Source organism: Dermacoccus sp. PAMC28757 (assembly GCF_014302635.1).
Classification (GTDB): domain Bacteria; phylum Actinomycetota; class Actinomycetes; order Actinomycetales; family Dermatophilaceae; genus Dermacoccus; species Dermacoccus abyssi.
Map to the genome: position 1 here is coordinate 184,069 of NZ_CP060292.1, position 22,255 is coordinate 206,323.

At 68.8% G+C, this 22,255-nt stretch carries 19 protein-coding genes and 2 tRNA genes; 12 read left to right on the forward strand and 9 right to left on the reverse strand.

Features of this window, described 5'->3' with window-relative positions; all coding sequences use genetic code 11:
* The first annotated feature begins 125 nt into the window (after nt 1-125).
* From def to H7F30_RS00850, 5 genes are all read left to right on the forward strand, one after another.
* Nucleotides 126-701: a peptide deformylase gene (gene def, locus H7F30_RS00830; protein ID WP_187036141.1), complete on the forward strand. Its 576-nt coding sequence runs from the start codon at nt 126-128 to the stop codon at nt 699-701.
* Between the two features lie 52 nt (nt 702-753).
* On the forward strand, nt 754-1,629 hold the full coding sequence (locus tag H7F30_RS00835) for an SMP-30/gluconolactonase/LRE family protein (RefSeq protein ID WP_187036143.1): 876 nt from the start codon (nt 754-756) through the stop codon (nt 1,627-1,629).
* Between the two features lie 98 nt (nt 1,630-1,727).
* Nucleotides 1,728-1,800 (forward strand) — tRNA-Arg (locus H7F30_RS00840).
* A 271-nt stretch (nt 1,801-2,071) separates the two neighbouring features.
* Complete coding sequence (locus tag H7F30_RS00845; RefSeq protein ID WP_187036145.1) at nt 2,072-2,551, forward strand: lamin tail domain-containing protein; 480 nt, start codon at nt 2,072-2,074, stop codon at nt 2,549-2,551.
* A 13-nt stretch (nt 2,552-2,564) separates the two neighbouring features.
* A complete protein-coding gene (locus tag H7F30_RS00850) occupies nt 2,565-3,290 on the forward strand; it encodes a sulfite exporter TauE/SafE family protein (RefSeq protein ID WP_187036147.1) in 726 nt (241 codons plus the stop codon).
* A 3-nt stretch (nt 3,291-3,293) separates the two neighbouring features.
* Here H7F30_RS00850 and selB read toward each other — a convergent pair whose 3' ends face one another.
* From selB to H7F30_RS00865, 3 genes are all read right to left on the reverse strand, one after another.
* Nucleotides 3,294-5,087: a selenocysteine-specific translation elongation factor gene (gene selB / locus H7F30_RS00855; RefSeq protein ID WP_187036149.1), complete on the reverse strand. Its 1,794-nt coding sequence runs from the start codon at nt 5,085-5,087 to the stop codon at nt 3,294-3,296.
* Nucleotides 5,088-5,089: 2 nt separating this feature from the next.
* On the reverse strand, nt 5,090-6,379 hold the full coding sequence (selA, locus tag H7F30_RS00860) for an L-seryl-tRNA(Sec) selenium transferase (protein ID WP_187036151.1): 1,290 nt from the start codon (nt 6,377-6,379) through the stop codon (nt 5,090-5,092).
* A 137-nt stretch (nt 6,380-6,516) separates the two neighbouring features.
* Nucleotides 6,517-6,612 (reverse strand) — tRNA-Sec (locus H7F30_RS00865).
* Between the two features lie 160 nt (nt 6,613-6,772).
* On the opposite strand from H7F30_RS00865, the gene selD reads away from it, so the two are divergent.
* The gene (gene selD / locus H7F30_RS00870; RefSeq protein ID WP_187036153.1) at nt 6,773-7,747 is read left to right on the forward strand and encodes a selenide, water dikinase SelD; all 975 of its coding nucleotides are present in this window, start codon (nt 6,773-6,775) and stop codon (nt 7,745-7,747) included.
* A gap of 62 nt (nt 7,748-7,809) precedes the next feature.
* Here selD and nrfD read toward each other — a convergent pair whose 3' ends face one another.
* From nrfD to H7F30_RS00895, 5 genes are all read right to left on the reverse strand, one after another.
* Nucleotides 7,810-9,057, reverse strand: a complete 1,248-nt coding sequence (gene nrfD / locus H7F30_RS00875) for an NrfD/PsrC family molybdoenzyme membrane anchor subunit (protein ID WP_187036156.1) — start codon at nt 9,055-9,057, stop codon at nt 7,810-7,812.
* The gene (locus tag H7F30_RS00880; protein WP_187036157.1) at nt 9,054-10,139 is read right to left on the reverse strand and encodes a 4Fe-4S dicluster domain-containing protein; all 1,086 of its coding nucleotides are present in this window, start codon (nt 10,137-10,139) and stop codon (nt 9,054-9,056) included. The genes nrfD and H7F30_RS00880 overlap by 4 nt, the downstream gene beginning before the upstream one ends.
* Entirely contained in the window at nt 10,136-13,420 is a 3,285-nt protein-coding gene (gene fdh / locus H7F30_RS00885; protein WP_370563159.1) for a formate dehydrogenase, read from the reverse strand. Before fdh ends, H7F30_RS00880 begins: the two co-directional genes overlap by 4 nt.
* Nucleotides 13,421-13,494: 74 nt before the next feature.
* On the reverse strand, nt 13,495-14,835 hold the full coding sequence (locus H7F30_RS00890) for a cytochrome P450 (RefSeq protein WP_187036161.1): 1,341 nt from the start codon (nt 14,833-14,835) through the stop codon (nt 13,495-13,497).
* An 89-nt stretch (nt 14,836-14,924) separates the two neighbouring features.
* Entirely contained in the window at nt 14,925-15,827 is a 903-nt protein-coding gene (locus tag H7F30_RS00895) for a hypothetical protein (RefSeq protein ID WP_187036163.1), read from the reverse strand.
* A 93-nt stretch (nt 15,828-15,920) separates the two neighbouring features.
* Here H7F30_RS00895 and H7F30_RS00900 point away from each other — a divergent pair, with 93 nt between their 5' ends.
* Nucleotides 15,921-16,577 (forward strand): histidine phosphatase family protein, encoded by a 657-nt coding sequence (locus tag H7F30_RS00900; protein WP_187036166.1) that lies wholly within the window; start codon nt 15,921-15,923, stop codon nt 16,575-16,577.
* Between the two features lie 73 nt (nt 16,578-16,650).
* On the opposite strand, the gene H7F30_RS00905 is transcribed toward H7F30_RS00900, so the two are convergent.
* Entirely contained in the window at nt 16,651-17,388 is a 738-nt protein-coding gene (locus H7F30_RS00905; protein WP_187036167.1) for a hypothetical protein, read from the reverse strand.
* A 148-nt stretch (nt 17,389-17,536) separates the two neighbouring features.
* On the opposite strand from H7F30_RS00905, the gene H7F30_RS00910 reads away from it, so the two are divergent.
* The 5 genes from H7F30_RS00910 to H7F30_RS00925 all read left to right on the forward strand — a co-directional run bounded on the left by H7F30_RS00910 (nt 17,537) and on the right by H7F30_RS00925 (nt 22,251).
* On the forward strand, nt 17,537-18,361 hold the full coding sequence (locus tag H7F30_RS00910) for a rhodanese-like domain-containing protein (protein WP_255464909.1): 825 nt from the start codon (nt 17,537-17,539) through the stop codon (nt 18,359-18,361).
* 81 nt (nt 18,362-18,442) lie between these two features.
* Nucleotides 18,443-19,756, forward strand: a complete 1,314-nt coding sequence (locus H7F30_RS00915) for an ATP-binding cassette domain-containing protein (protein WP_255464910.1) — start codon at nt 18,443-18,445, stop codon at nt 19,754-19,756.
* The gene (locus H7F30_RS14820) at nt 19,753-20,136 is read left to right on the forward strand and encodes an ATP-binding cassette domain-containing protein (protein WP_255464911.1); all 384 of its coding nucleotides are present in this window, start codon (nt 19,753-19,755) and stop codon (nt 20,134-20,136) included. The genes H7F30_RS00915 and H7F30_RS14820 overlap by 4 nt, the downstream gene beginning before the upstream one ends.
* A 79-nt stretch (nt 20,137-20,215) precedes the next feature.
* Nucleotides 20,216-20,389 carry a CsbD family protein gene (locus H7F30_RS00920; RefSeq protein ID WP_047310571.1) on the forward strand — a complete coding sequence of 58 codons (174 nt, stop codon included), beginning with the start codon at nt 20,216-20,218 and terminating at the stop codon, nt 20,387-20,389.
* A 362-nt stretch (nt 20,390-20,751) separates the two neighbouring features.
* Nucleotides 20,752-22,251 carry an amino acid permease gene (locus tag H7F30_RS00925; RefSeq protein ID WP_187036168.1) on the forward strand — a complete coding sequence of 500 codons (1,500 nt, stop codon included), beginning with the start codon at nt 20,752-20,754 and terminating at the stop codon, nt 22,249-22,251.
* Nucleotides 22,252-22,255 lie beyond the last annotated feature (4 nt).

Below are 22,255 nucleotides of genomic sequence, written 5' to 3' on the forward strand. Positions count from 1 at the left end.
CCGGCAATCTGCTGGGGCGGGGCCTTCGTCGTGCCCGGCTCGGACACCTGAACGGCCGCGTAAACTTGGCTGGTCGCCCCGAGCCCGGAGCGGCCACCCGCCCACGTCACACCAGAGGTTCGTTCATGGCCATCCGCCCCATCACCATCGTCGGCCACAAGGCTCTGCACTCCCCGACGAAGCGGGTCAAGGAGATCACGGACGACATCCGCACCCTCGTCGACGACATGTTCGAGACGATGGAGGCCTCGAACGGCGTCGGCCTCGCGGCGAACCAGGTGGGCGTCAAGCAGCGCATCTTCGTCTACGACTGCCCCGACGACGACCTCGGCGAGAACCGCAAGGGCGTCGTCATCAACCCGAAGCTCGAGAAGGGCCGCGTGCCCGCCGGCGAGGCCGACGAGGAGAACGACAACGAGGGCTGCCTCTCGGTGCCGGGTGAGCACTTCCCGACGGCGCGCGCCGACTGGGCGAAGGTGACGGGTACCGACCTCGACGGCAACGAGGTCGTCCTCGAGGGGCACGGCTTCTTCGCCCGCATGCTCCAGCACGAGACCGACCACCTGGACGGCTACCTCTACCTCGACCGCCTCACCCCGACGGTGCGCCTCGAGTCGCGTGAGGCCGTCAAGGACCGCGGCTGGCAGTACGACGGCCTGACGAAGTGGGACCCGGCCACCACGAAGGCCGAGGACGTCTGAGCCTAGTCCGGCACTCGAACCCACCATCTTCGCGGGAGGCTAGCCTGGGGCCATGAACGCCGAGGCAGTCTCCACACCGCACACGTACCACGGCGAGGGTGTCATCTGGCACAACGACTGGGGCAACGGGCACGCGGCCCTGCGCTACGTCGACATGCTTGCCGGCGACGTGCTCGAACTGCAGGACGACGGCGACGTGCGTCGCTTCCACGTCGGTGACGTCGCGGCAGCGCTGCGCCCCCGCCTCGGCGGCGGCGCGATCGTCGCCACGGAGCGCGGCTTCGCGCTCACACGCTCCGCCGACTTCGACGACATCGAGCGCATCGACGACCTGTGGCCCGCCGATCACGAGCCGCGCACCCGTTTCAACGACGGCGGATGCTCCCCCGACGGTTCCTTCTACATGGGCTCCATGGCCTACGACCAGAGCGAAGGCGCCGCGTCGATGTGGCGTCTCGACCCCAACCACATGCCGTCGCACGTCTTCGGCGACGTGACGATCTCGAACGGCCTGTGCTGGTCGCCGGACGGCTCCCTCGCCTACTACAACGACACCCCGACGCGCACGATCCAGGTCTTCGACTGGAACCCCGAGGACGGCCTCGTGAACCCGCGCCCCTTCGTCCGCCTCGAGGACGGCATCGGCTACCCCGACGGCCTCACGGTCGACGCCGAGGGCGGCGTGTGGACGGCACTGTTCGGCGGGTCCGCGGTGCGCCGCTACGACGCCGCCGGCGAGCTCTCCGAGATCGTCGAGGTCGGCCCGTCGCAGGTGACCTGCCCCGCCTTCGGGGGCATCAACCTCGACACCCTCTACATCACGACGTCACGCGAGAACCTGCCCGACGACGCGGAACCCGAGGCGGGCGCGCTCTTCGCCTGCACGCCCGGTGTCATCGGTCTGCCGACGCTCCCCTACGGCGGCTGAGCAGGCCGTCAGCCCGTGGCAGGAGCCGATTCGCGTTTCGGCCTGCAGATGTGTAAAGTTCTATCTCGTTGCAACGCGCGATAAGCGCCTCGCAGCCCGCACCCGTAGCTCAACGGATAGAGCATCTGACTACGGATCAGAAGGTTTGGGGTTCGAATCCCTACGGGTGCACTCTGTGTTGAGACAGATGGAAGAGGCCCTCACTTCGGTGAGGGTCTCTTGCTTTGTTCCCGAAACCTCCTACGCCCGGATGTCACACCTCTCCCGGCGAACGGCTCACCTCCGGCGGTAGTTGAACGTAGAATCACCCTGGCTGTCATCGCAGCCACGAAGCGCCTCCCCTCGAGCACCTGCAACGGCCCGCCCCACAAGGCGCGGTCCACGTCAGGATGACGCGTCAGGGTCGGGTGCACGACCACGCCTGATCCTGAAGGACATTTCCATGCGCACGATGCCCGTACTCGCCACTGCCACGATGATGCTCGCCGCCCCGATGCTGGCACCGGCCGCTCAGGCGGCACCCGCCGTGAAGTTCTCGCGCTGGGTCGTCGACCTGCCGGGCAACGACAAGGTGACGGCTGCCAACCTCAACAAGGAGTACATCACCCTCACCAACACGACCGCGAAGACGATCACCATCGGCGGCTACCGCGTTTCGGACAGGGGCTCCAAGCACGTCTACGTCATCCCGACGGGCTTCAAGCTCGGGGCCAAGAAGTCGGTCGTCATTCGCTCCGGCCAGGGCAAGAACTCCTCGACGACGCTCTACTGGGGTCAGGCCGTCAAGGGCCTCAAGCCGGTGAGCCGCAACAGCTTCGTGTGGAACAACAGCGGTGAAACCGCCACCCTGCGCAACGCCGCCGGCAAGGCCGTCCACGTCTGCACGTACAAGAAGAACAAGAGCGGCTCGACATCCTGCTGACCGGAGCTGTGACGTGGGCCTGAGCGGGACGACGTTCGTCCTGCTCGGGTTCCTCGTCTGCGCCGGTGCCTTCGTCCAGCGCATTGCCGGGTTCGGCCTGGCCGTCGTCGCGGCGCCATTCGTCGTGACGTTCGCGCCGCAGGTCATGCCGGCGGCGCTTCTGCTCGTCGTCCTGCCCCTGCCTGTCGTCGAGATCCTGCGCAACGGGCGAGACATCCTGTGGCGCCCGTTCGGCTGGGCCATCGGCTTCCGTGCGCTCACCATGCCGCTCGGCGTCTGGGTCGTGGCGCACGCCTCTGGCGACGCCATATCCCTCGGGGTGGCCTTCATGGTGCTCGTCGCAGTGGCCGGGTCCCTCGCCCGCGTGCGGGTACGCGCCGGGGCCGTGACGTCGTCCGTCGCCGGCGCCCTCACCGGCGTCTCGGCGACGGCTGCGTCGATCGGCGGCCCCTTCTTCAGCCTCGCGCTTCAGGAGGAGCAGCCACAACGCGCACGCTCCACGCTCGCGCCGTTCTTCCTCGTCGGTTCGCTACTGTCACTCACCGGTCTCGTCGTCGGGGGTCAGCTACCTCGCGACGCCTGGACGGCCGGCCTCGGGTGGCTGCCGTTCATGGCCGTCGGCGCGCTGCTGGCCCAGCCGTTGCGTCACCGTATCGATCAGGTTCGCTTCAAGCGGGTCGTTTTCGCCCTCGCGACGACGAGCGCGTTGGGCGTCATCGCCCGCGTTGCACTGACGTAGCGCTCACCGCACAACCGTCCGGGTATTGCCGTCGCGCCGGGTCCAGCCGCGAGCGTCGAGGTGCTCGAGAAGCGGGATGACGACACGGCGGGTCGTGCCGAGAGCCTGACGCGCATCGCTCGTCGTGAACGGCTGCGGGAGCGCCGCGAGCTCACGCATGGCCCGCGCCGGCGCATCCGGCAGCAGGACGATGTCCGCCGGCTGCGCTCGCAGGCGCAGCACGAGTCCCCGCTCGGCCGCGGCAGCGATCTCCCGGGAGCCGAGTTTCCAAGCGGTGAGGTCGTCGGCCTCAGGAGCATCGAAGGGGCTCGCCTGCAGGCGTTCACGGAGCTGGGCCAGGGCGGTGTCCGCTCCGCCCAGGTCACGTCGGTGTTCGGCGCCCCGCACGCGTCCGGCGTCCACGTCGAGGCCGGAGGCCGCGGCCAGCAGATGGACGACGGCGGGGGACGTGTCGAGTTCGCGCGCGAGCGCTGCAACAGCGACACCAGGGCTCAGCGGGTCACGGGCGTCGTTGCCCACGTGTTCGTCGAGTTGCTGCGACCACGCGGTCACCTGCGCGGCCGACACAGCCACGCGGTCGACGATCCCGAAACCGTCTCCGTTCGGCAGAGCCAGTGGCCAGTCGCCCCAACCCGTCGCTCCGGCGCCTTCGAGCCAGGCGACCGAAACGTGCCCCCGGTCGACGACGAGATCGGACGCGCGGCCGCTCTCCCACCCCGCCAACGTCGCGGCGCGGGCGGCTCCAGCACCGCGCCGCTCGAGCGGTGGCGGGTCGAGATCGAGCACGGTGGCGCCTGCGTGGATGCGCGCGGCCGAGTCGTCGCGCACGATGACGCGATCCCCCAGCCGCAGCGGCAGCGGTGATTCGAGCCGCAGTCGGGCGGTCTCGTCGTCGAACGGCCGCACACGGGCAGGCACATCCGCGGTGCCGACGTGCACGGAGACCTCACGCGAGGACTCCGACCACGCGCAACCCGTCTCACGGCGCACGTCGATCGTCGTGGACTCCAGACCCCCGGCGGGACGAAGCAGCGCGCTGCCGCGGGGAGCGGCGTCCCGGGTGATCCCGCGCAACCCCACAGCGCAACGCGAGACGGGGCCGACCTCGTCACGCGATTCTCCGAGCACCTGGATAGAGCGGATCGTCGCGCGCTCGCCCGCGACGCTCACCTCGTCCCCCACGCGCAACGTGCCGTGGGCGAGTGTGCCGGTGACGACGGTGCCCGCACCCTTGACCGAGAAGGAGCGATCGAGCCACATCCGTACCGAGCCTTCACCGTCGAGCGGTGGCATGCCCGCCACGAGGTCGTCGAGGGCCGAACGGAGTTCACCGATGCCGTCGCCCTGCACGGCGTCCGTCTCGACGACGCGCACGGCGCCGAGGGAGGTCTGCGCGATGTGCTCGAGAGCAGAGCGGCGCACTTCGGCGACGCGGTCGGCGTCGGCGAGGCCGCACCGGGTGAGGACGAGCAGACCCGTCTCGAGCCCGAGCGCGTCGATGGCGTCGAGGTGTTCGCTCGACTGCGCCTGCCACCCCTGATCGGCTGCGACCACGAGCATGACGGCGGGAGCGGGCCCGAGACCGGCCAGCATGTTGCCGATGAACCTTCGGTGGCCCGGCACGTCGACGAAGGCGACGTGCTCACCGCTTGGCAACTCCAGACCCGCGAATCCGAGGTCGATCGTGAGGCCGCGGCGCTTCTCCTCGGCCCACCGGTCGGGGTCGGTGCCGGTGAGCGCCTGAACGAGTGTGCTCTTGCCGTGGTCGACGTGCCCGGCCGTGGCGATGACCCGCATGGTCAGTGGCCCACGGCAGCAGCGACGGCGAGAATGGCCTCCCCCACTTCGTCATCGGATTCGCTTGGCACACAGCGAAGGTCGACCAGGGTGCGCCCGCCGTTTGTCCGTGCGACCACGCACGGCTCGCCGAGCCGCAAGGGCTCCGCGAAGCTGTCGGGGAGGGCAACCGCGAGACTCGGCAACGGCACACCGGGGGCCCCACCACCACCGACGCGGGCGTCCACTTCGACGACGTCGCCGCCGACCCGGCGAGCGAGTCGTTCCGTGCGCTCGCGAAGGGTCTCCGGCGTTTCCCGAAGGGCTGTGAGGACCGGCGGGACGGGGCCTCGCAGGGTTGCTTCGAGGGCTGCGAGCGTCAGCTTGTCGGTGCGCACAGCACGAGCGAGAGGATGACGTCGGATGCGCTCGAGCGCGTCGGCGTCGCCGAGCACGAGGCCGGCCTGCGGGCCGCCGAGGAGCTTGTCGCCGCTCGCCGTGACGACGGTGGCCCCCTCGTCGAGCCACGTCGCGGCGTCGGGCTCGTCGGGCAGGACCCGTTCGGGCGCGAGGAGACCGCTGCCGACGTCCGCGACGACGGGCAGGCCCAGTGTCGCGAGTTCAGCAACGCGCGGCACACCGGCGAAACCCTCGACGCGATAGTTGCTCGTGTGCACCTTGAGGATGACCCCTGCGTCCCCCGACGCAGCCTCGTAGTCGCGAAGGTGCGTTCGGTTGGTCGTCCCGACCTCGCGCAGACGGATTCCTGCGGACTGGAGGAGGTCGGGCAGACGGAAACCGTCGCCGATCTCGACGAGTTCGCCGCGGCTGACGATGACCTCGCGCCCCTCGGCGAGTGTCAGGCAGGCCAGGAGCAACGCGGCGGCCCCATTGTTGACGACGAGGGCGCCCCTCGCTGCGGGGACGCGTTCGCGAAGAGCTTCGAGGGCGCCGCGGCCACGCGGTGCCCGACGTGCTGTGGTGGGGTCGAACTCCACATCGACGTGACCTGCCGCGGCGAGCAGCGCCTCGCGGGCAGCATCGCCGAGGGGCGCGCGACCGATGTTGGTGTGCACGACGACTCCGGTTGCGTTGATGACCCGGCGCAACGTCGTCGCCGATCCGGGAAGTGCTTCGAGGGCGACGGTCGCCACGGCGTCGGGCGCGAGTTCGCCTGAGCGAGCGCGGCGTTGGGCTTCGACAACAGACGCCTTGACGACGTCGACGCCGAGTCGGCGGACAGCCGAAGCGAAGCGCGCATCGGCGAGCAGTGCGTCGGTACGCGGGATGCTGCGGCGCGGGTCGTCACTCACCCGGCCATCCTCTCAGGCGAGCCTGCGAGGAAGCTCGCCGTGTCGCACCGAGCCAGAGGCCGAGCCTGCGAGGCCGCTGGCCGGAAGACGCGGCAAAAGACACAGGCCACTTGCTTCTGAGCTTGCGAAGAATCACATGGCGGAGGTGGACAGGAATCGAACCTGCCAAACCGAGATACTCGGTTTCACCGGTTTTGAGGACCGGGGGGCCCACCAGGAACCCTGACACCTCCGTGCTCAACGGTAGTGAATGTTGGTCCATTCACCAAGCGAACACGCTTTCGCGGATGGCGCGATTCGATCGTGCACGACCTGCGGCAGGCGCATCTCAGGCCGCCAGGTTCGCACCGGCCCCGATCACATCCCAGTGAGAGCCGTGCGTAGGGTCGGACCATGGAGCCGATTCGATTGACGCAGTTCGCCTCCGGTGGCGGGTGCGCGTGCAAGATCCCGCCCGGCGAGTTGGAGGAGGCGGTCAAGGGCCTCGTCGGTGAGCCGAACCCGAGCGTCCTCGTCGGGCTCGACGATGGTGATGACGCCGCAGCGGTCCGTGTCGGCAGCCAGGCCGTCCTGTCGACCGCGGATTTCTTCACCCCGGTCGTCGACGACCCGTACGACTTCGGGCGCATCGCCGCCACGAATGCGCTGTCGGACATCTACGCCATGGGCGGCACCCCTGTCGTCGCGATCAACCTCGTCGGGTGGCCGCGTGAACGGATCGGCCTCGACGTCATGGCCGAGGTGCTCCGCGGCGGCGCGGACATCGGTCGCGCCGCGAACTGCCCCGTCATCGGTGGGCATTCGATCGACGACCCGGAGCCCAAGTTCGGCATGGCCGTCACCGGCATTGCCGATCCGGCCAAGCTGCTGCGCAACGACGCCGCCGAGGCGGGCCTGCCGATCTCGCTGACGAAACCGCTCGGCTCGGGCGTGCTCAACAACCGACACAAGCGCACGGGTGAGGTCTTCGCCCAGGCCGTCGACGTGATGACGACGCTCAATCGGGACGCCTCCATCGCCGCGGTCGACGTCGGCGCCAAGGCCGCCACGGACGTCACGGGGTTCGGCCTGCTCGGCCACCTGTGGAAGATGATGCGCGCTTCGGGCGTGGCGGCGGAGATCGACGCCGCAGCCGTTCCCTACATCGACGGCGCCCGCGAGGCGGCACGTGACGGCTACGTCTCCGGCGGCACACGCCGCAACCTCGATTGGGTGGCCCCGCACATCGAGTCCGAGGTCGACGAGAACGAACTGCTTCTGCTCGCCGACGCCCAGACCTCCGGCGGGCTCCTCGTCATCGGCGAGGTGCCGGGCGCGCCGATCATCGGCCGCACCGTGACGGGTGAACCCGGCATTCGGGTGCGCTAGAGATTGAGCGCGAAAGTGCTGGTTGTGCACGAAATATCGTGCACAACCAGCGCTTTTCTCCATCAGTCCCGAAGGACCGGGTGACCGTCCGGCCCTGGCAGCGGACGACGTCCGTCGGCCGTGCGCGGACCTGTCGTGATGTTGCCGGTCCCGCCGCGCTCGTCGAGGCGGCGCCGCTGCGGCGCCATCGTGTACTTCGGGTCCTTCGCCGACTCCATTCCCGCTTCGAACACGGCAAAACGGGTACACACCGAACCGGCGACGAAGCACGCTCCCGAAAGCACCGACGCCACCCGCGAGCGCCGCGCGAACAGCGCCGTCCCGACGAAGCCCGCCACGTTGAGCGCCAGACTCGCCTTGTTAAGCTTTCCGGCCGTTCCGTGGTGCAAGGGTTCGCCGACGCCGTGGGCGTCGAGGTGCTTCTCGAGCCGGTTGAGAGCCACGAGGTCGACGGACGACCCGATGAGCGCGAGTGCACGGGCCGGCCCCGCGTGCGCCACCGGCGTCCACACCATCGCGTTTCCGCTCGCCGCGGCCGACGCCGAGCCGGCGAACACGAACGGCAGGTGGTGACGCGACTCGGCCCACGTCGGCGTTGCCGTGTTCGACAGCAGCACAGCGGTGTACGTCGCGAGCGGGCCGGCAGCCAGCGCACCCAGCGCAGCGCTCGGCGCCTCCACGAGTTCGAGTGCGTCCTCGATGAATCCGAGAACGCCGGCGCGCCGAGGTGCCACCGCCCCGCGGCGCACACCACCGACCCGGGCGGCGGCCTCTTCCGCGCGCCCCATGAGCGAGGCCAACGAACCGCTGTTCTTGCGCGGCAGCAGACGCAGCGTCTCCAACCCGGCGAGCGGTACTGCGCCCCCGGCGAACGCGGAGAAGATCCACGTACCCACCGACATCGGGGAGCTCAGTTTCGCCACCCGCAGCATGTTGTAGAACCGTTCGGGTCGCCCGAGGTCCACGACGAGCGCAGCGCCGCTGACCGCCGTTGCCACTCCGGACGTCAGGCGCGTGACGCGTCGCAAGGGCGCGTTCCCCGTCACGTACGCGCCAGCCGCGAGCAGCTGCGATCCTGCCGCCAGCCCACCGGTGAAGAGGTAGATCGGAATCGGCGCCTCCCACGGCACCGGCTTGACCACGTTGTGCCCGTAGTACGAGTCGAACTCCACGTCCGGCACGAGAGCGCGCTCGCCGCGTCCCTCGCGGCGGTCGTTCAACCAGTCCGTCGGACGGCGACGCTTGTCACCGCCACCACGGCGGCGGCGTGGGCCCTCGGGGTCACGGTAGGAATCGAGCGGGTTGGTCACACGCCACCTCCGACGAATGCGATGGCTGCCGCAGCCGCCATGCCGCCGGCCGCGGCGAGCATCCGCTTGTACGACGACGCGAGGTGTCGCGACGGCGCCACCGGGTCGGGCGGCAACCCGTACACCTCCGGGTCGTCGAGGAGCAGGAACACCGAGCCGGTGCCGCCCACACCGTCGTCACTGCCCGCGCCGTACAGGCGCGCCTCCGTCATGCCGCGGGCGTGAAGCTCGGCCACGCGCTCCTCGGCGAGGCGCGTCATTTCCGACAGCGGCCCGAACTTGATCGATGTCGTGGGGCACGTCTGCGCGCACGCGGGCGTCTGCCCCTCGGTGAGCCGGTCGTAGCAGAGCGTGCACTTCTGTGCGTTGCCGTGGTTGATGACGGCGTCCTTCTCACGACGCTCGACCACGCCGAACGGGCACCCGCCGACGCAGTACCCACAGCCGTTGCACACGTCGGCCTGGATGACGACGGTGCCGAACTCACTGCGGAAGATCGCTCCCGTGGGGCAGTTGTCGAGGCACCCCGCGTGGGTGCAGTGCTTGCAGACGTCCGACGACATGAGCCAGCGGAAATCGGGCACGTCGCTACCGGCGGTCGGCGTCAGGCCCTCCGGCGACGACGCCAGAGCGAACACGTCGACGTCGAGCGAGGATTCAGGCTGCACGCCGACCGCGCCACTGGGCGTCTCGGTCGACTCAGCCCTGCGCACACTCGGCATACCGAGGTCGACCAGCTTGCGCCCCGACTTCCGGGCCGCCGCGATGCGCTCCCCCGACTGCTCGACGAACGCGACGTGACGCCACGTGTCGGAGCCGAGCTCACCCGTGTTGTCGTACGAGTGGCCCGTGAGCCCGTACCCGTCCTCCGGGTTGCGGTTCCACTCCTTGCAGGCCACCTCGCACGCCTTGCAGCCGATGCAGATGGACGTGTCGGTGAAGAAGCCGACCCGCTCCGCGAGCGGCTCGTTCGGGGCCCCGCCCGTGCGTTCCGTCGCCGCACGAGTACCCCACGCGGCCTCCTCGGCCGGGTCGCCCGCGCCGCCGAACTGGCGCGCCACGTAACTCGTCAGTGCGCTCATGCGTCGTCTTCACTCTCCTCGACGTCACCCTGGGCGAGGTCGTTGCCCGTCTGGACGGTCGTGCCCGCGCGGCTCTGGTACTCGGCGACGAACCGTTCCAACGCCTCACCCTCGGGGCGCCGGCCGGCACGGATGTCGCACATGCCGATCTTGCCCTCCTGGATCTGCGTGTTGCGATCGAGGACGACGCCGAACAGGTCGTTCGCGGAATCGCCTGCCACCTGGGCGAACCCACTCGAGCCCCAGTGATACGGCATACCGATCGTGTGCACCGTGCGTCCGCCGATGCGCAGCGGTCGTGCTCGCTCCGTGACGAGGACGCGCGCCTCGATCGCGGCACGGGCCGAGACGACGGTGGCCCATCCGCCGTTCTCGAGCCCACGCTCCTGCGCCAGCTGAGGCGAGACCTCGACGAACATCTCCGGCTGCAGTTCCGCGAGGTACGGCAGCCACCGGCTCATGCCGCCGGCGGTGTGGTGCTCGGTCAACCGGTTCACGGTGAACATGAACGGGTAGACGTCGCCGCCGGGCGTGCCGAAACTCGGCGCGTTGAGGTTGTCCTTGCGTTCGAAGACGACGCGCGTCGGGTTGGCCTGCTGTCGGTACAGCGGGTTCGCCAGGGGTGACTCGGCCGGCTCGTAGTGCGCCGGCAGTGGGCCGTCGACGAGGCCGAGCGGCGCATACAACCAGGCCTTGCCGTCGGCCATCATGATGAACGGGTCGTCGCCGGCGAGGCCGTCAGGCCCGCCGACTCCCTTGTCCGGCCGGTAGGAGGGCGCCGTAGTCGCCGGGAAGTCGGGGATGTCTCGGCCCGTCCAGCGACCGGCCTCCTCGTCCCACCACACGAGCTTCTTGCGCTCGCTCCACGGCTTGCCGTCGCGGTCGGCGGACGCGCGGTTGTAGAGCGTGCGCCTGTTCGCCGGCCACGCCCACGCCCATTCGGCGGCCGTCTCGTCCTGCTCGTCACCGGGCTTGCGTCGCGCTGCTTGGTTGACGCCGTCGGCGTAGACGCCCGCGTACAGCCAGCAGCCGGACGACGTCGAGCCGTCGGCCGCGAGATCGACGTACGTCGAAAGCGGCTTGCCCTCGGCGTCGGTGCCGTTGATCTCCGCAATGACGGATTCCGGCACCACTTCGCCGTGCTCGTCCTTCGCGTAGTCCCACGTCATGGCCTGCAGCGGCAGGTCGCGCGGGTCATCGGAATCAGCCAGGCGGGCCCGGATGCGCACGCCCACCTCGTGGAAGAAGTCGAGTTCGCTCTGCGCGTCACCCGGCGGGTTGACGGCCTTGTGGCGCCACTGCACGAGGCGCTGCGTCTGGGTGAACGAGCCGGCTTTCTCGACGTGCGTGGCTGCCGGAAAGAAGAACACCTCGGTGTCGATGTCCTCGGTCTTCCACTCGCCGGACGCGATCTCCGGCGCGTCCTTCCAGAACGTGGCCGTTTCGATGAGCTGGAAGTCGCGCACGACGAGCCACTTGAGGTGACGCAACCCGTTGCGCTGCAGCTTGCCGTTCGCCGACCCGACGGCCGGGTTCTGGCCGAGGACGAAGAAGCCCTCGACGTCGCCGTCGATCATGCCCATCATCGACTGGTAGGTGCCGTGGGCACCCGTCAGACGCGGCATGAGGTCGAGTCCGAAGTTGTTCTCGGGCGTCGCGTGCTCGCCGAACCAGGCCTTGAACAGCGAGACGGCGTACGCGTCCGCGTTGGCCCAGTAGCCCTTCGCGTCCTTCGACACGATGGAGTCGACGTAGTCCTCAATCGTCTCGTGTTCCGCGACGCGCGGCATCGGCAGGTAACCCGGCAGCAGGTTGAACAGCGTCGGGATGTCGGTGGACCCCTGGATCGTCGCGTGCCCGCGCAGCGCCATGATGCCCGCGCCGGGGCGTCCGACGTTGCCCATGAGCAGCTGCAGGATGGCCGCCGAGCGGATCATCTGCGCGCCCGAGACGTGCTGGGTCCAGCCGACGGCGTAGGCGAACATCGTGGTGCGTTCGCGCCCGGAGTTCGCGACGAGGGCATCGGCGACGTAGCGGAAGTCCTCCGGCGAGACGCCGCAGACCTTCTCGACGAGCTCGGGTGTGTAGCGCGCGTAGTGACGCTTGAGGATCTGGAAGACCGTGCGGGGATCGGTCAGCGTCTCGTCGCGCAGCACCTCGGCGTGGGCGAGCGAGGGCCCGCCGGAACCGTGCGACTCCGCACCACCCGACGCGTGATGCCCGGACGAACCACTCTTCTCGTCGCTCGACGTGCCCTGCTCGCCGGAGGGGTCGGCGTACTGCCATGAGCTCTGGTCGTACTGACCCGTCTCGGGGTCGTAGCCGGAGAACAGCCCGTCGAGGTCTTCGGTGTCGACGAAGTCCTCACTGACGAGCGTCGCGGCGTTCGTGTACGCGACGACGTAGTCGTGGAAGTACGCGTTCGTCGACAGGACGTGGTTGATGAGCGCACCGAGGAAGACGATGTCGGAGCCACCACGGATGGTGACGTGCTTGTCGGCCACCGCCGAGGTGCGCGTGAAGCGCGGGTCGATGTGGATGACCTTGGCGCCGCGCGCCTTGGCTTCGGTCACCCACTGGAAACCGACGGGGTGACACTCGGCCATGTTCGACCCCTCGATGATGATGAGGTCTGCATTCGCCATGTCCTGCAGTGGATTAGTGGCTCCACCACGCCCAAATGAGGCCCCCAGACCGGGAACCGTGGCGCTGTGTCAAATACGCGCCTGGTTCTCGATCTGTATGGCCCCGGCTGCGGTGAACAGCTTCTTGATGAGGTAGTTCTCCTCGTTGTCGAGCGTCGCTCCGCCCAACGAGGCGATACCCATCGTTCGCCTCAGGAAGTTGCCCCTCTCGTCGCGCTCCTGCCAGGTGCGTCGACGCGTGTCGAGGAACCGCTCGACCACCATGTCGATGGCCCTGTCGCGCTCGATCGGCTCGAAGTCGGTGCCGCCGGGCTTGCGGTAGAGCACCTGCTTGATCCGCGAGGGGTTGTTGACGAGCTGCTCGCTCGCCGCACCCTTGGGGCACAGGCGGCCACGCGAGATGGGGCTGTCCTTGTCGCCCTCGATGGCGACGACCTTCTCGTCCTTGACGAAGACGCGCTGGCCGCAGCCGACGGCGCAGTAGGGGCACACCGACTGGACGCTGCGGTCGGCCGTCGTCGTGCGCGGCTCGAGCGTGCGCGTCTTCTCGCTCGTCACAGCCGGGCCGCGGCCGAGGAAGTCGCCCGAGCGCACCTGACGCAGGACAGGCCATTCAAGTGGTGACAGACCCATGATGCCGGCCTCTCTGCGCGTCGGTTACTTCCTCAATTCAACCCTACCCGGCGGCTGCGACAACGCCTCGGAACCACTCAGTTCGAGCGCTGCACGAGGCGGGCGGGAAGCGTCTCGTACCCGCGCAGAATGCGTGTCGGTCGGCGGCCCGCCCCGGGAAGCAACTCGACGTCGAAGCGGTCGAAGAAGGCACGCAGGCCCACCTCCCCCTCCATGCGCGCGAGCGCCGCTCCGAGGCAGAAGTGCCTGCCCGCGGAGAAGGACAGGTGGTCGCGGGCGTTCTCGCGCGCGACGTCGAAGGCGTCGGGGTTGTCGAAGACCTGCGGGTCGCGGTTCGCGCCGGCGAGCACGAGCGTCGTCATCGAGCCCTCACCCACGTGCTGTCCGGCCACCTCGGTGTCTTCGGCCGCCGAGCGGCCGGTGAGCAGTACGGGCGGGTCGTAGCGCAGTGCCTCGTCGACGGCGTTGCCCCAACCGGACGGGTCGGCTCGCAGGCCCGCCAACTGCTCGGGGTGCTCGACGAGCAGCCGGATGGCGTTGCTCAGCAGGTTGACGGTGGTCTCGAACCCGGCGGCGAGCACGAGGCCGGCGGTGGCCTTGAGCTCACGCTCGCTGAGGCGCCCCTCGTCGTCCGTGGCGTGCAGCAGCGTCGAGAACAGGTCGTCACCGGGGTTGGCGCGCAGGTGGTCGAAGTGCTTTCCGAGCCATTCGTCGAACTCGTCGAGGGCGCCGTCGACGGTGCGGAACGTCGACCAGTCGATGCCGAGGTCCAGGCTCGCTGCGGCATGTCCGCCCATGCGCAGGACGTTGGCCCGCTCGCTCTCGGGAACGCCGAGGATCTCCGAGATGACGGCGACCGGCAGCTTCTCGCAGTAGGCGGCGACGAGGTCGACCGGCCCGCCCCTGGCCGCGAGTTCGTCGAGCAGGTCGGCAGCGATTGCCTCCGTCCGCTCGCGCAACCCCTCGACGGCGCGCGCGGTGAACACCCGCGAGACGAGCTTGCGGTAGCGCGTGTGGTCGTCGCCGTCGGTGACGAGCATCGACGGCGGCTCCACGGGGTGCAGGCCCTCGCGCCGTGCCCACTGCACGAGGCGCGAAATCGCCGGGCGGTCGTCACCGGGGAAGCCGGTGCGGAACTGGGTGGAGCTGAGCACCTCCTTGACGACGGCGTAGTCAACGCTGACGTAGGAAAACTTGCTGCGCACGAGCGGACCCTGCGCGCGGATCTGGCTGAACAGCTCGGCGATCTCCTCGGGCGAGAGGTTCTGGGCCTCGACCGTGAGGCGCGCCTGGAGGTCACCCTTGTCGGCTCCGTCCTTGAGGACGCGGCTCGGCACCGCATGCGTCAGGCCCCAGCGCACCAGGGGCTTCACCCTGTTCGTCACCACGCCACTGACGAGCTCCGCAGTCGTCGTCATCACCGTCACCACCAGATCTCGGAAGTTGTGCCGCAGATCACACTACCGACGTAGTGAGTGGCGCGCAGCCAACTCCCCTTTCGGATGGCTCAGGGTTTGCGACCGCTCTCGTACAGCTCGACCGCCTCCTTGTCGCCGGCCCAGAACGCCACGGCGTCCCCCTTGACCGACGGCAGTTTCGGCCGGTTCGCCGGCGACGGCTTCTTGCCCCACGCCGAGCCGACGACGGTGCTCGGGTTCGCCGGGCGCCCCTGGGGGAACGCGACGGCCAGGGCGTTGGCGTACATCGCGGCACGGTAGCGCGAGCCGAGACGGTCGTCGTGGATCCGATCCCCCTCAACCCACTCCTCCTCGCGCTCGGCTCGCCAGTCGTAGAGACGCAGATTGGGGTAGCGTTTCGTCGCGTCGCGCAGTTGAGCATCCATGTCGCGCATGTACGCGTCGTTGTACGACCCGCTCGTCGCGATCGTCGCCGGCAGGGGCCACAACACGGGCCGCCCCTTCGTCGCCTTCATGACGGTGTCGATGCGCTGGCGGATCTTCATGTTGCTGCCGGTGTGGTCGTTCGCCGCGTCGTTCGTGCCGGTGGCGATGACGTAGCAGCCCTTGAACGTCGAGGTGAGCTTCGGCGTCAGCACGTCCATGACGTTGGGCCGGTTCATGAAGCGCTCGAAGACAGACCGGCCGCCGGAGGCGTTGACGTACAGGTTCTTGACGCCGACGTTCGCGAAGCGCGCCTCGAGCCGCTCCGCCCGGTTCGGAATCTGGTCCTTGCTCACCATGCCGACACTCACCGAGTCACCGACGTAGACGACGTCCGTGCACGAGGTCTTTCCGTTGAACGGCTGCGGCGAGGAGTTCGCCGACGTTCCTGAGTTCGATGTCGATGCCTTCGACTCGCCGTTCCTCGAACCGTCCGATCCACCGTCGCCGCTGCAGGCACTCAGCCCGAGGACGGAGACGAGGCACAAGACGGCGGGGGAAGGCTTCATCGCTTCATCATGGCGAAGGTCGGGCGTCACCGCACCTTCTCGACCGCGAGACACGCTCCCGGCGGGTGCCGGCTGCGGTGATTCAATCGGGGCATGACCACGCTGCACCTCATTCGGCACGGACAGACTCCGAACAACGTCGCAGGTGCCCTCGACACCGCACTGCCCGGCGCCGGCCTCACCGATCTCGGCATGCGCCAGGCCGAGGATCTCGTGCGCCGCTTCGACGGCACACCCCTCGATCGCGTCGTCTCCTCAGCGCACCGCCGCGCCGTTCTGACGGCCGCGCCACTCACTCGCGCACGGGCGCTCGAGCCTCTGCAGGACGAGGGCTTCGGCGAAGTGGGGGCCGGCGATCTCGAGATGATGACGACGCACGAGTCACACATGACCTACCTGACGACCGTCTTCGACTGGTCCGAGGGCGAGCTCGACGAGCGGATGCCCGGCGGCCCGGACGGCCACTCGGTTCTCGAACGCTACGAGGCAGCCATCGCGCGCGCCGTCGAAGGGCTCGCGGACGACGCAGCGGTCGCCGTCGTCAGCCACGGCGCCGTCATCCGCCTCTGGGCGACGTCGCAGGCGTCCGGCATCACGCCCAAGGACGCCGAGCACAAGCGCCTGCTCAACACCGCGGTCGTGACGCTCGAGGGACGCCCGGGTGACTGGCGCTTCGTCGGGTGGGACGACCCGAACATCGTCGACGCGGGTGCCTCCGACCCCACGGCGGACGCCGAGGACGACGACTGAGGGCTCCCACGCATTCGGGGCCGAGCCACGCGTGAGGCGCTGCTCGGCCCCGAAGCCGATGGATGCCGCGAAATCAGGAGTTGACGGCGCCCGTCGAGGCCGAGGAGGAAGCCGAACCCTGGCCCGCCGACGGTGACTGCTGCGTCGACCCGCCCTGACCGCGCTCGCCGTGCGGGCTGTGGCCTCCACGCGGACCGTGGGGGTCGAGCGTGACAGTCTTGAAGTCCGCGCTCACCGCGTAGGCAACGCGCTGGCCCGACTTCGTGCCGAGCGCGACGTAGCCACCCTGGGGCGTCTTGAACGCGTGCTCGACGGTGACCGCAGCATCCTTCGCCTTCACGGCGCTCTTGACGCTCGTCAGGGTCGAGCCGGTGACGTCGGCGGGGCGTTGCTTGCCGTCGTGACCACCGGGCCCGCCGCGCCCATCACGCCCACTGGGGCCGCCCGGACCGCCGGTGCGCACCTCGACCGTCTTGAGGTCCTTGCTCACCTCGACCATGACCTTCGCACCGCTCTTCGTGCCCAGCACGTCGTACGAGCCGTCCGGATCAGCCATGACGCGCTCGATCGAGACCGCGGCATCCTTGGCCTTGACGGCGTTGACGACGCTCGTCTTCGTCGCTCCGGTCACCTCGGTGTGCTGGTGACCGCCGGGGCCACCCTTGCCCGCGTCCCCGGACTGAGCCTGCGTGCTCGAGGAACTGGACGGCGTGGGAGCCGGCGACTGCGAGTTCGCCAGCGCGGCTCCGGAAACGGCCAGCGTGCCCGCCGCGCCGAGGCCGGCCACGATCTTCATCGTGTTGTTCAACATTTTCTTCCCTTCTCTCATGAGGAGTTGAGGGGCAGCTCGCACAACGCAGGCTGCCCCCACCGCCCGAGAGAACGGCCCGAGGCTGTGACGAGGCTGTCAAACGTCCCGTCACCGCGCTGTGAGCGCGCCGTACGCGACAATGGTCGACATGAGCAGCACGCGTGATCGCCGTCCCGACCCGACGACGTTGAGCGCCCTGCCCACTCGCGGCGACCACATCGCGTTCTACCGGTTCGCCGCCTTCGACGACGTCGACGCCGCCGTGGCGCGTCTGCGCGAACTCACCCACGGGCTCAGCGGTTCGGTGCTCGTCGCGTCCGAAGGCGTCAACGGGATGCTGGCCGGCACGCCGCAGCAGATCGATGCCTTCCTCGAGACCGCGAGCGCCGACGCGACGGTCGCTCACGCTTTCGACGGCATCGTCGTCAAGCGCACGGCGTTCGAGCGCCCGCCGTTTCGTCGCATGCTCGTCAAGGCGAAGAAGGAGATCGTGTCCCTCGGCGTCGACGGCCTCGACATGCCGAACCGCATGGACGACGTGCACGCGACTGACGTGCCGCCCGAGCAGTGGCGTGAACTCATCCGCCGCGACGACGTCGTCGTCCTCGACAACCGCAACAGCTTCGAATACGGCGTCGGCCGCTTCCGTGACGCCGTCGATCCGGGCGTCGTGAACTTCCGCGACTTCGCCGACTACGTCGAAGACCACGCTGACGAGTGGCGCGAGAACGGCACGAAGATCGCGATGTACTGCACGGGCGGCATCCGCTGTGAGAAGTCGAGCCCCTGGATGCAGGATCTGGGGCTCGAGGTCTTCCAGTTGCAGGGCGGCATCCTCAACTACTTCCAGCAGATGCCGGACGCCGAGCAGGACTGGGACGGTGAGTGTTTCATCTTCGACGAGCGCGTCAGCCTCGACACGAAGCTGCGCGACACCGGCCGCACCCGCGAGGAGATCGACGAGCCGCGCTGACCGGTTGAGCCCGGCGAAAAATCGGGTGCCGACGACGGCGCCCCACCCGTACGGTGGGAGCTTCCGGACCCGAGGGGGCCCATGCATCCGAACCCACCCCGCGGCACACACCTTCGTCTCGACGGCATCTCGAAGAGCTACCCCGACCGCCGCGTCCTGACCGACATCTCGTTCGCCGTCGCCGCGGGCGAACGGGCCGCGCTCATCGGGGAGAACGGCACCGGCAAGTCGACGCTCCTGCGCATCGTCGCGGGCCTCGAGGACGCCGACGTGGGGACGGTGAGCGCGCCCGACGAGGTCGGCCTGTTCCACCAGGAGCCGCCGTTCTCACTCGATCTCACCGCCGATGAGGTGCTCCGGGACGCCGCCGCGCCCCTGCGCGCTCTGGGCGACGAGGTGACGTCGGCCGGTGAGCACCTGGCCGCGCACCCCGACGACCCCGGAGCGGGTACTCGACTCGAGCTCGCCCTCGCCGAGGCCGAACGCCGCGGCGTGTGGGAGCTCGACCACACGATCGACGAGTTGGTCGAGGGCCTCGGCATCGCCGACATCCCCCGCGAGCGCCCTGTACGAGAGGTCTCCGGGGGCCAACTCGCCCGCTTCTCCCTCGCGTGGATGCTCGTGCGCCGACCGGAGACGCTCCTGCTCGACGAGCCGACGAACCACCTCGACGACCGCGGCGCCGAGTTGCTCGCGCGCATGCTCCACACATGGCCGGGGCCGGTGCTCATGGCGAGCCACGACCGCGCCTTCCTCGACGAGTCGGTGAGCCACCTGCTCGACCTCGACCCGCGGCCCATGCCGCACCGTCAGGTCGATCGCGTCGCCGACGCCTCCGACGCAGGCGCCGCCCACGGCGTCACCCGGTTCACCGGCACCTACTCGCAGTACGTCGTCGCCCGGGCCGACGAACTGACGCGCTGGCAGGAGCAGTACGAGCGCGAGCAGGACGAACTGAACCGGCTGCGTGGGCGCCTGCACGACGATCACCGCGTCGGGCACCCCGAGCGCGGGCCGCGCACCGAGGCGCGCGGCGCGAAGAAGTTCTACTCCGACCGCAATGCCACCGTCGTCGCTCGCCGGGTCAACGATGCCCGCACCGCCCTCGAGCGCCTCGAGAACGAGCAGGTGCGCAAACCGCCGAAGCACCTGCGGTTCAACGCGGATCGGTCGTTCGCCGCAGCCCGCCGCGCCGGCGAATTGCCGAGCGGGGCGCTCGTCACGGCGTCGAACGTCGCCGTCCGAGATCGGTTACGACCGACGAGTCTCGCGCTCGCAGCCAGAGAGCGTCTGCTCGTCGAGGGCCCGAACGGATGCGGCAAGTCGACACTGCTCGAGGCTCTTGCGGGCGCATCGCTCCCGACGGCGGCAGCGTCACCGTCGCCCCGCGCGTGAGCGCCGCCCTGCTCGGCCAGGACGCCGAAGTGAGCGGTGACGAAAGCGTCCGCGACACGTACGAGCAACTCGTCGGCGCCGAACTCGTTGCCAGGCGTCCGCTGGCCACCTTCGGTTTGATCGCCGGGCGCGACGAGACCCGGCCGGTGAACAGCCTGAGCGTCGGGCAACGGCGTCGGCTGGACCTCGCCGTCCTGTTGGCGCTGCCGCCCGACGTCCTGCTGCTCGACGAGCCGACCAACCACTTCTCCCTGCTCCTGTCCGAAGACATCGAGCGTGCCCTGGCGGACTACCCCGGGGCGGTCGTCGTCGCGAGCCATGACCGGATATTGCGCCGACGCTGGACCGGTCAGCGCTTGGAGCTCCACCCACCCGGGTGAGCCGGTGAAAACCTCTGGCCAGGGCGAAGGGCCCGGAGTAGGGTCGAAGCAACTGTCATCGAGTGAAAGGAGTTCAGCAATGGGTTTCGACGACAAGCTGGACAACGCCAAGGACGAGAAGTTCGGCCAGGCCAAGGAGGCCTACGGCAAGGCGACCGACAACGAGCAGCTCGAGGCCGAGGGTAAGGGCGACCAGGGCGTCGCCAACCTCAAGCAGGCCGGCGAGAAGATCAAGGACGCTTTCAAGAACTGATCGTTCTCGGTGTCTGACACCGCTTGTACGAGAGGCGCATCTCCCGATTCGGGAGGTGCGCCTCTTGCCGTGTCCGGTTCACGTGATCCGCGAAGGAGCATCGAATTGTGACCTGCACTACCTGACGGTAGTCATCTACCAAGCGCTCAACAGGTCACAGATCGATTTCATCTTGCTGTGAGCCACACCTCTGGTTAGGTCGAATACCGCTGCAGCGCAGTCCGTCTCACAGGTTGGTCGCGGCGACGCAGCATCGTCTCGTTTTTCGGGAGTTGAGCGAGCCCTACAGTGACGCACGGCACTTTTCCGCCCACTCGAGTCACGGGGTCAGCGGGAAGGCCCTTCCCCTTGAAAGGCTCCGCATGTCCTCGACTCTCGACGCGCCGCCGGCCGCACCTCGCGGATCCGGCGACTCCGGTGACGCCGGCTACGCCCAGCACCTGAAGAACCGCCACATCCAGATGATCGGCATCGGTGGCGCCATCGGCTCCGGCCTCTTCATGGGATCGGCCGGGCGTCTGCACTCCGCAGGCCCGTCGCTCATCTTCGCCTACGCCATCTGTGGCGCCGTCGCCATGATCGTGGTGCGCGCGCTCGGTGAGATGGTGCTCTACCGCCCCTCCTCGGGTGCCTTCGTGTCCTACAGCCGCGAGTTCATCGGCGAGAAGGGCGCGTACGCCGCCGGCTGGTTCCACTTCACCAACTGGGCGTTCACGCTCATCGCCGACTCCACAGTCATCGCGAGCTTCCTCATCTTCTGGAGCCCGCTCAAGGACGCCCTTCCGCAGGGAGGCTGGGCCGCCATCGCTCTCGTGACCGCCCTGGCCATCAACCTCATCGGCGTCAAGCTGTTCGGCGAGATGGAGTTCTGGTTCTCGGCCATCAAGGTCGCCACGATCATCCTGTTCATGCTCGCCTCGATCTACTTCATCATCGTGGGCCAGGACCTCTCGGGCGGCGGCAAGCCCGCCAGCGCCGGCGTTCACAACATCACCGACTCGGGCTTCTTCCCCAACGGTGTCTCGCCGATGTTCACACTGCTGACCGGCGTCATCTTCGCCTACGCCGCCATGGAGCTCATCGGCGTCGCCGCCGGTGAGACCGAGAACCCGCGTGAGGTCATGCCGAAGGCCGTCCGCTCGGTGCTGTGGCGCATCCTCATCTTCTACGTGGGCACCATCACGCTTCTGTGCTTCCTCCTGCCGACCGCGCAGTACAAGCAGGGCGAGTCGCCCTTCGTCACTGTGCTCGACCGCGTGGGCTTCCACGTCGGTGGCGTGCGCATGGCAGACATCATGAACGTCGTCCTCATCTCGGCCGTCGCGTCGTCGATGAACTCGGGCCTGTACTCGACCGGCCGCGTGTTGCGCTCGATGGCCGTGGCCGGTACGGCGCCGCGCATCCTCGGCAAGATGAGCCGCACCCAGGTTCCCTACGCCGCCATCCTGGCGACGGCCGCCTTCGGTGCGATCGGCGTCGTCATCAACTTCAAGTGGCCGTCGCACGCCTTCGAGATCGCTCTCGAGGTCGCCACCGTCGGCATCATCGGCGTCTGGTCGATGATCCTCATCTCGCACATGATGATGGTCCGCAAGGCCGCGCGCGGCGAGCTGGAGCGTCCGGACTTCCGCCTCAAGGGTGCGCCGGTGCTCAACATCATCGCGCTCGTGTTCCTCGCTGCGGTTCTCGTGCTCATCGCGATCGACCCGACGGACAGCAGCCCCGAGTCGGCCGCTGCCGTTCGCTTCGGCGGCCCGATCCTCGTACTCCTGCTCGTCGGCGGCTGGTTCCTCGTGCGCAACTGCATCGACGCCGCGGTCTTCGACGACATCGACGACGGTGACGAGTACGTCACGAGCTGATCGC

Bases quoted from the DNA above. Each gene is read 5' to 3' on its own strand.
- H7F30_RS00910 (WP_255464909.1), top strand. From the start codon at position 17,537: ATGAGCAGCACGCGTGATCGCCGTCCCGACCCGACGACGTTGAGCGCC.
- H7F30_RS00925 (WP_187036168.1), top strand. From the start codon at position 20,752: ATGTCCTCGACTCTCGACGCGCCGCCGGCCGCACCTCGCGGATCCGGC.
- H7F30_RS00920 (WP_047310571.1), top strand. From the start codon at position 20,216: ATGGGTTTCGACGACAAGCTGGACAACGCCAAGGACGAGAAGTTCGGC.
- H7F30_RS00905 (WP_187036167.1), bottom strand. From the start codon at position 17,388: ATGTTGAACAACACGATGAAGATCGTGGCCGGCCTCGGCGCGGCGGGC.
- selD (WP_187036153.1), top strand. From the start codon at position 6,773: ATGGAGCCGATTCGATTGACGCAGTTCGCCTCCGGTGGCGGGTGCGCG.
- H7F30_RS00880 (WP_187036157.1), bottom strand. From the start codon at position 10,139: ATGAGCGCACTGACGAGTTACGTGGCGCGCCAGTTCGGCGGCGCGGGC.
- H7F30_RS00900 (WP_187036166.1), top strand. From the start codon at position 15,921: ATGACCACGCTGCACCTCATTCGGCACGGACAGACTCCGAACAACGTC.
- H7F30_RS00835 (WP_187036143.1), top strand. From the start codon at position 754: ATGAACGCCGAGGCAGTCTCCACACCGCACACGTACCACGGCGAGGGT.
- def (WP_187036141.1), top strand. From the start codon at position 126: ATGGCCATCCGCCCCATCACCATCGTCGGCCACAAGGCTCTGCACTCC.
- H7F30_RS00915 (WP_255464910.1), top strand. From the start codon at position 18,443: ATGCATCCGAACCCACCCCGCGGCACACACCTTCGTCTCGACGGCATC.
- H7F30_RS00845 (WP_187036145.1), top strand. From the start codon at position 2,072: ATGCGCACGATGCCCGTACTCGCCACTGCCACGATGATGCTCGCCGCC.
- H7F30_RS00890 (WP_187036161.1), bottom strand. From the start codon at position 14,835: ATGACGACGACTGCGGAGCTCGTCAGTGGCGTGGTGACGAACAGGGTG.
- selB (WP_187036149.1), bottom strand. From the start codon at position 5,087: ATGCGGGTCATCGCCACGGCCGGGCACGTCGACCACGGCAAGAGCACA.
- H7F30_RS00895 (WP_187036163.1), bottom strand. From the start codon at position 15,827: ATGAAGCCTTCCCCCGCCGTCTTGTGCCTCGTCTCCGTCCTCGGGCTG.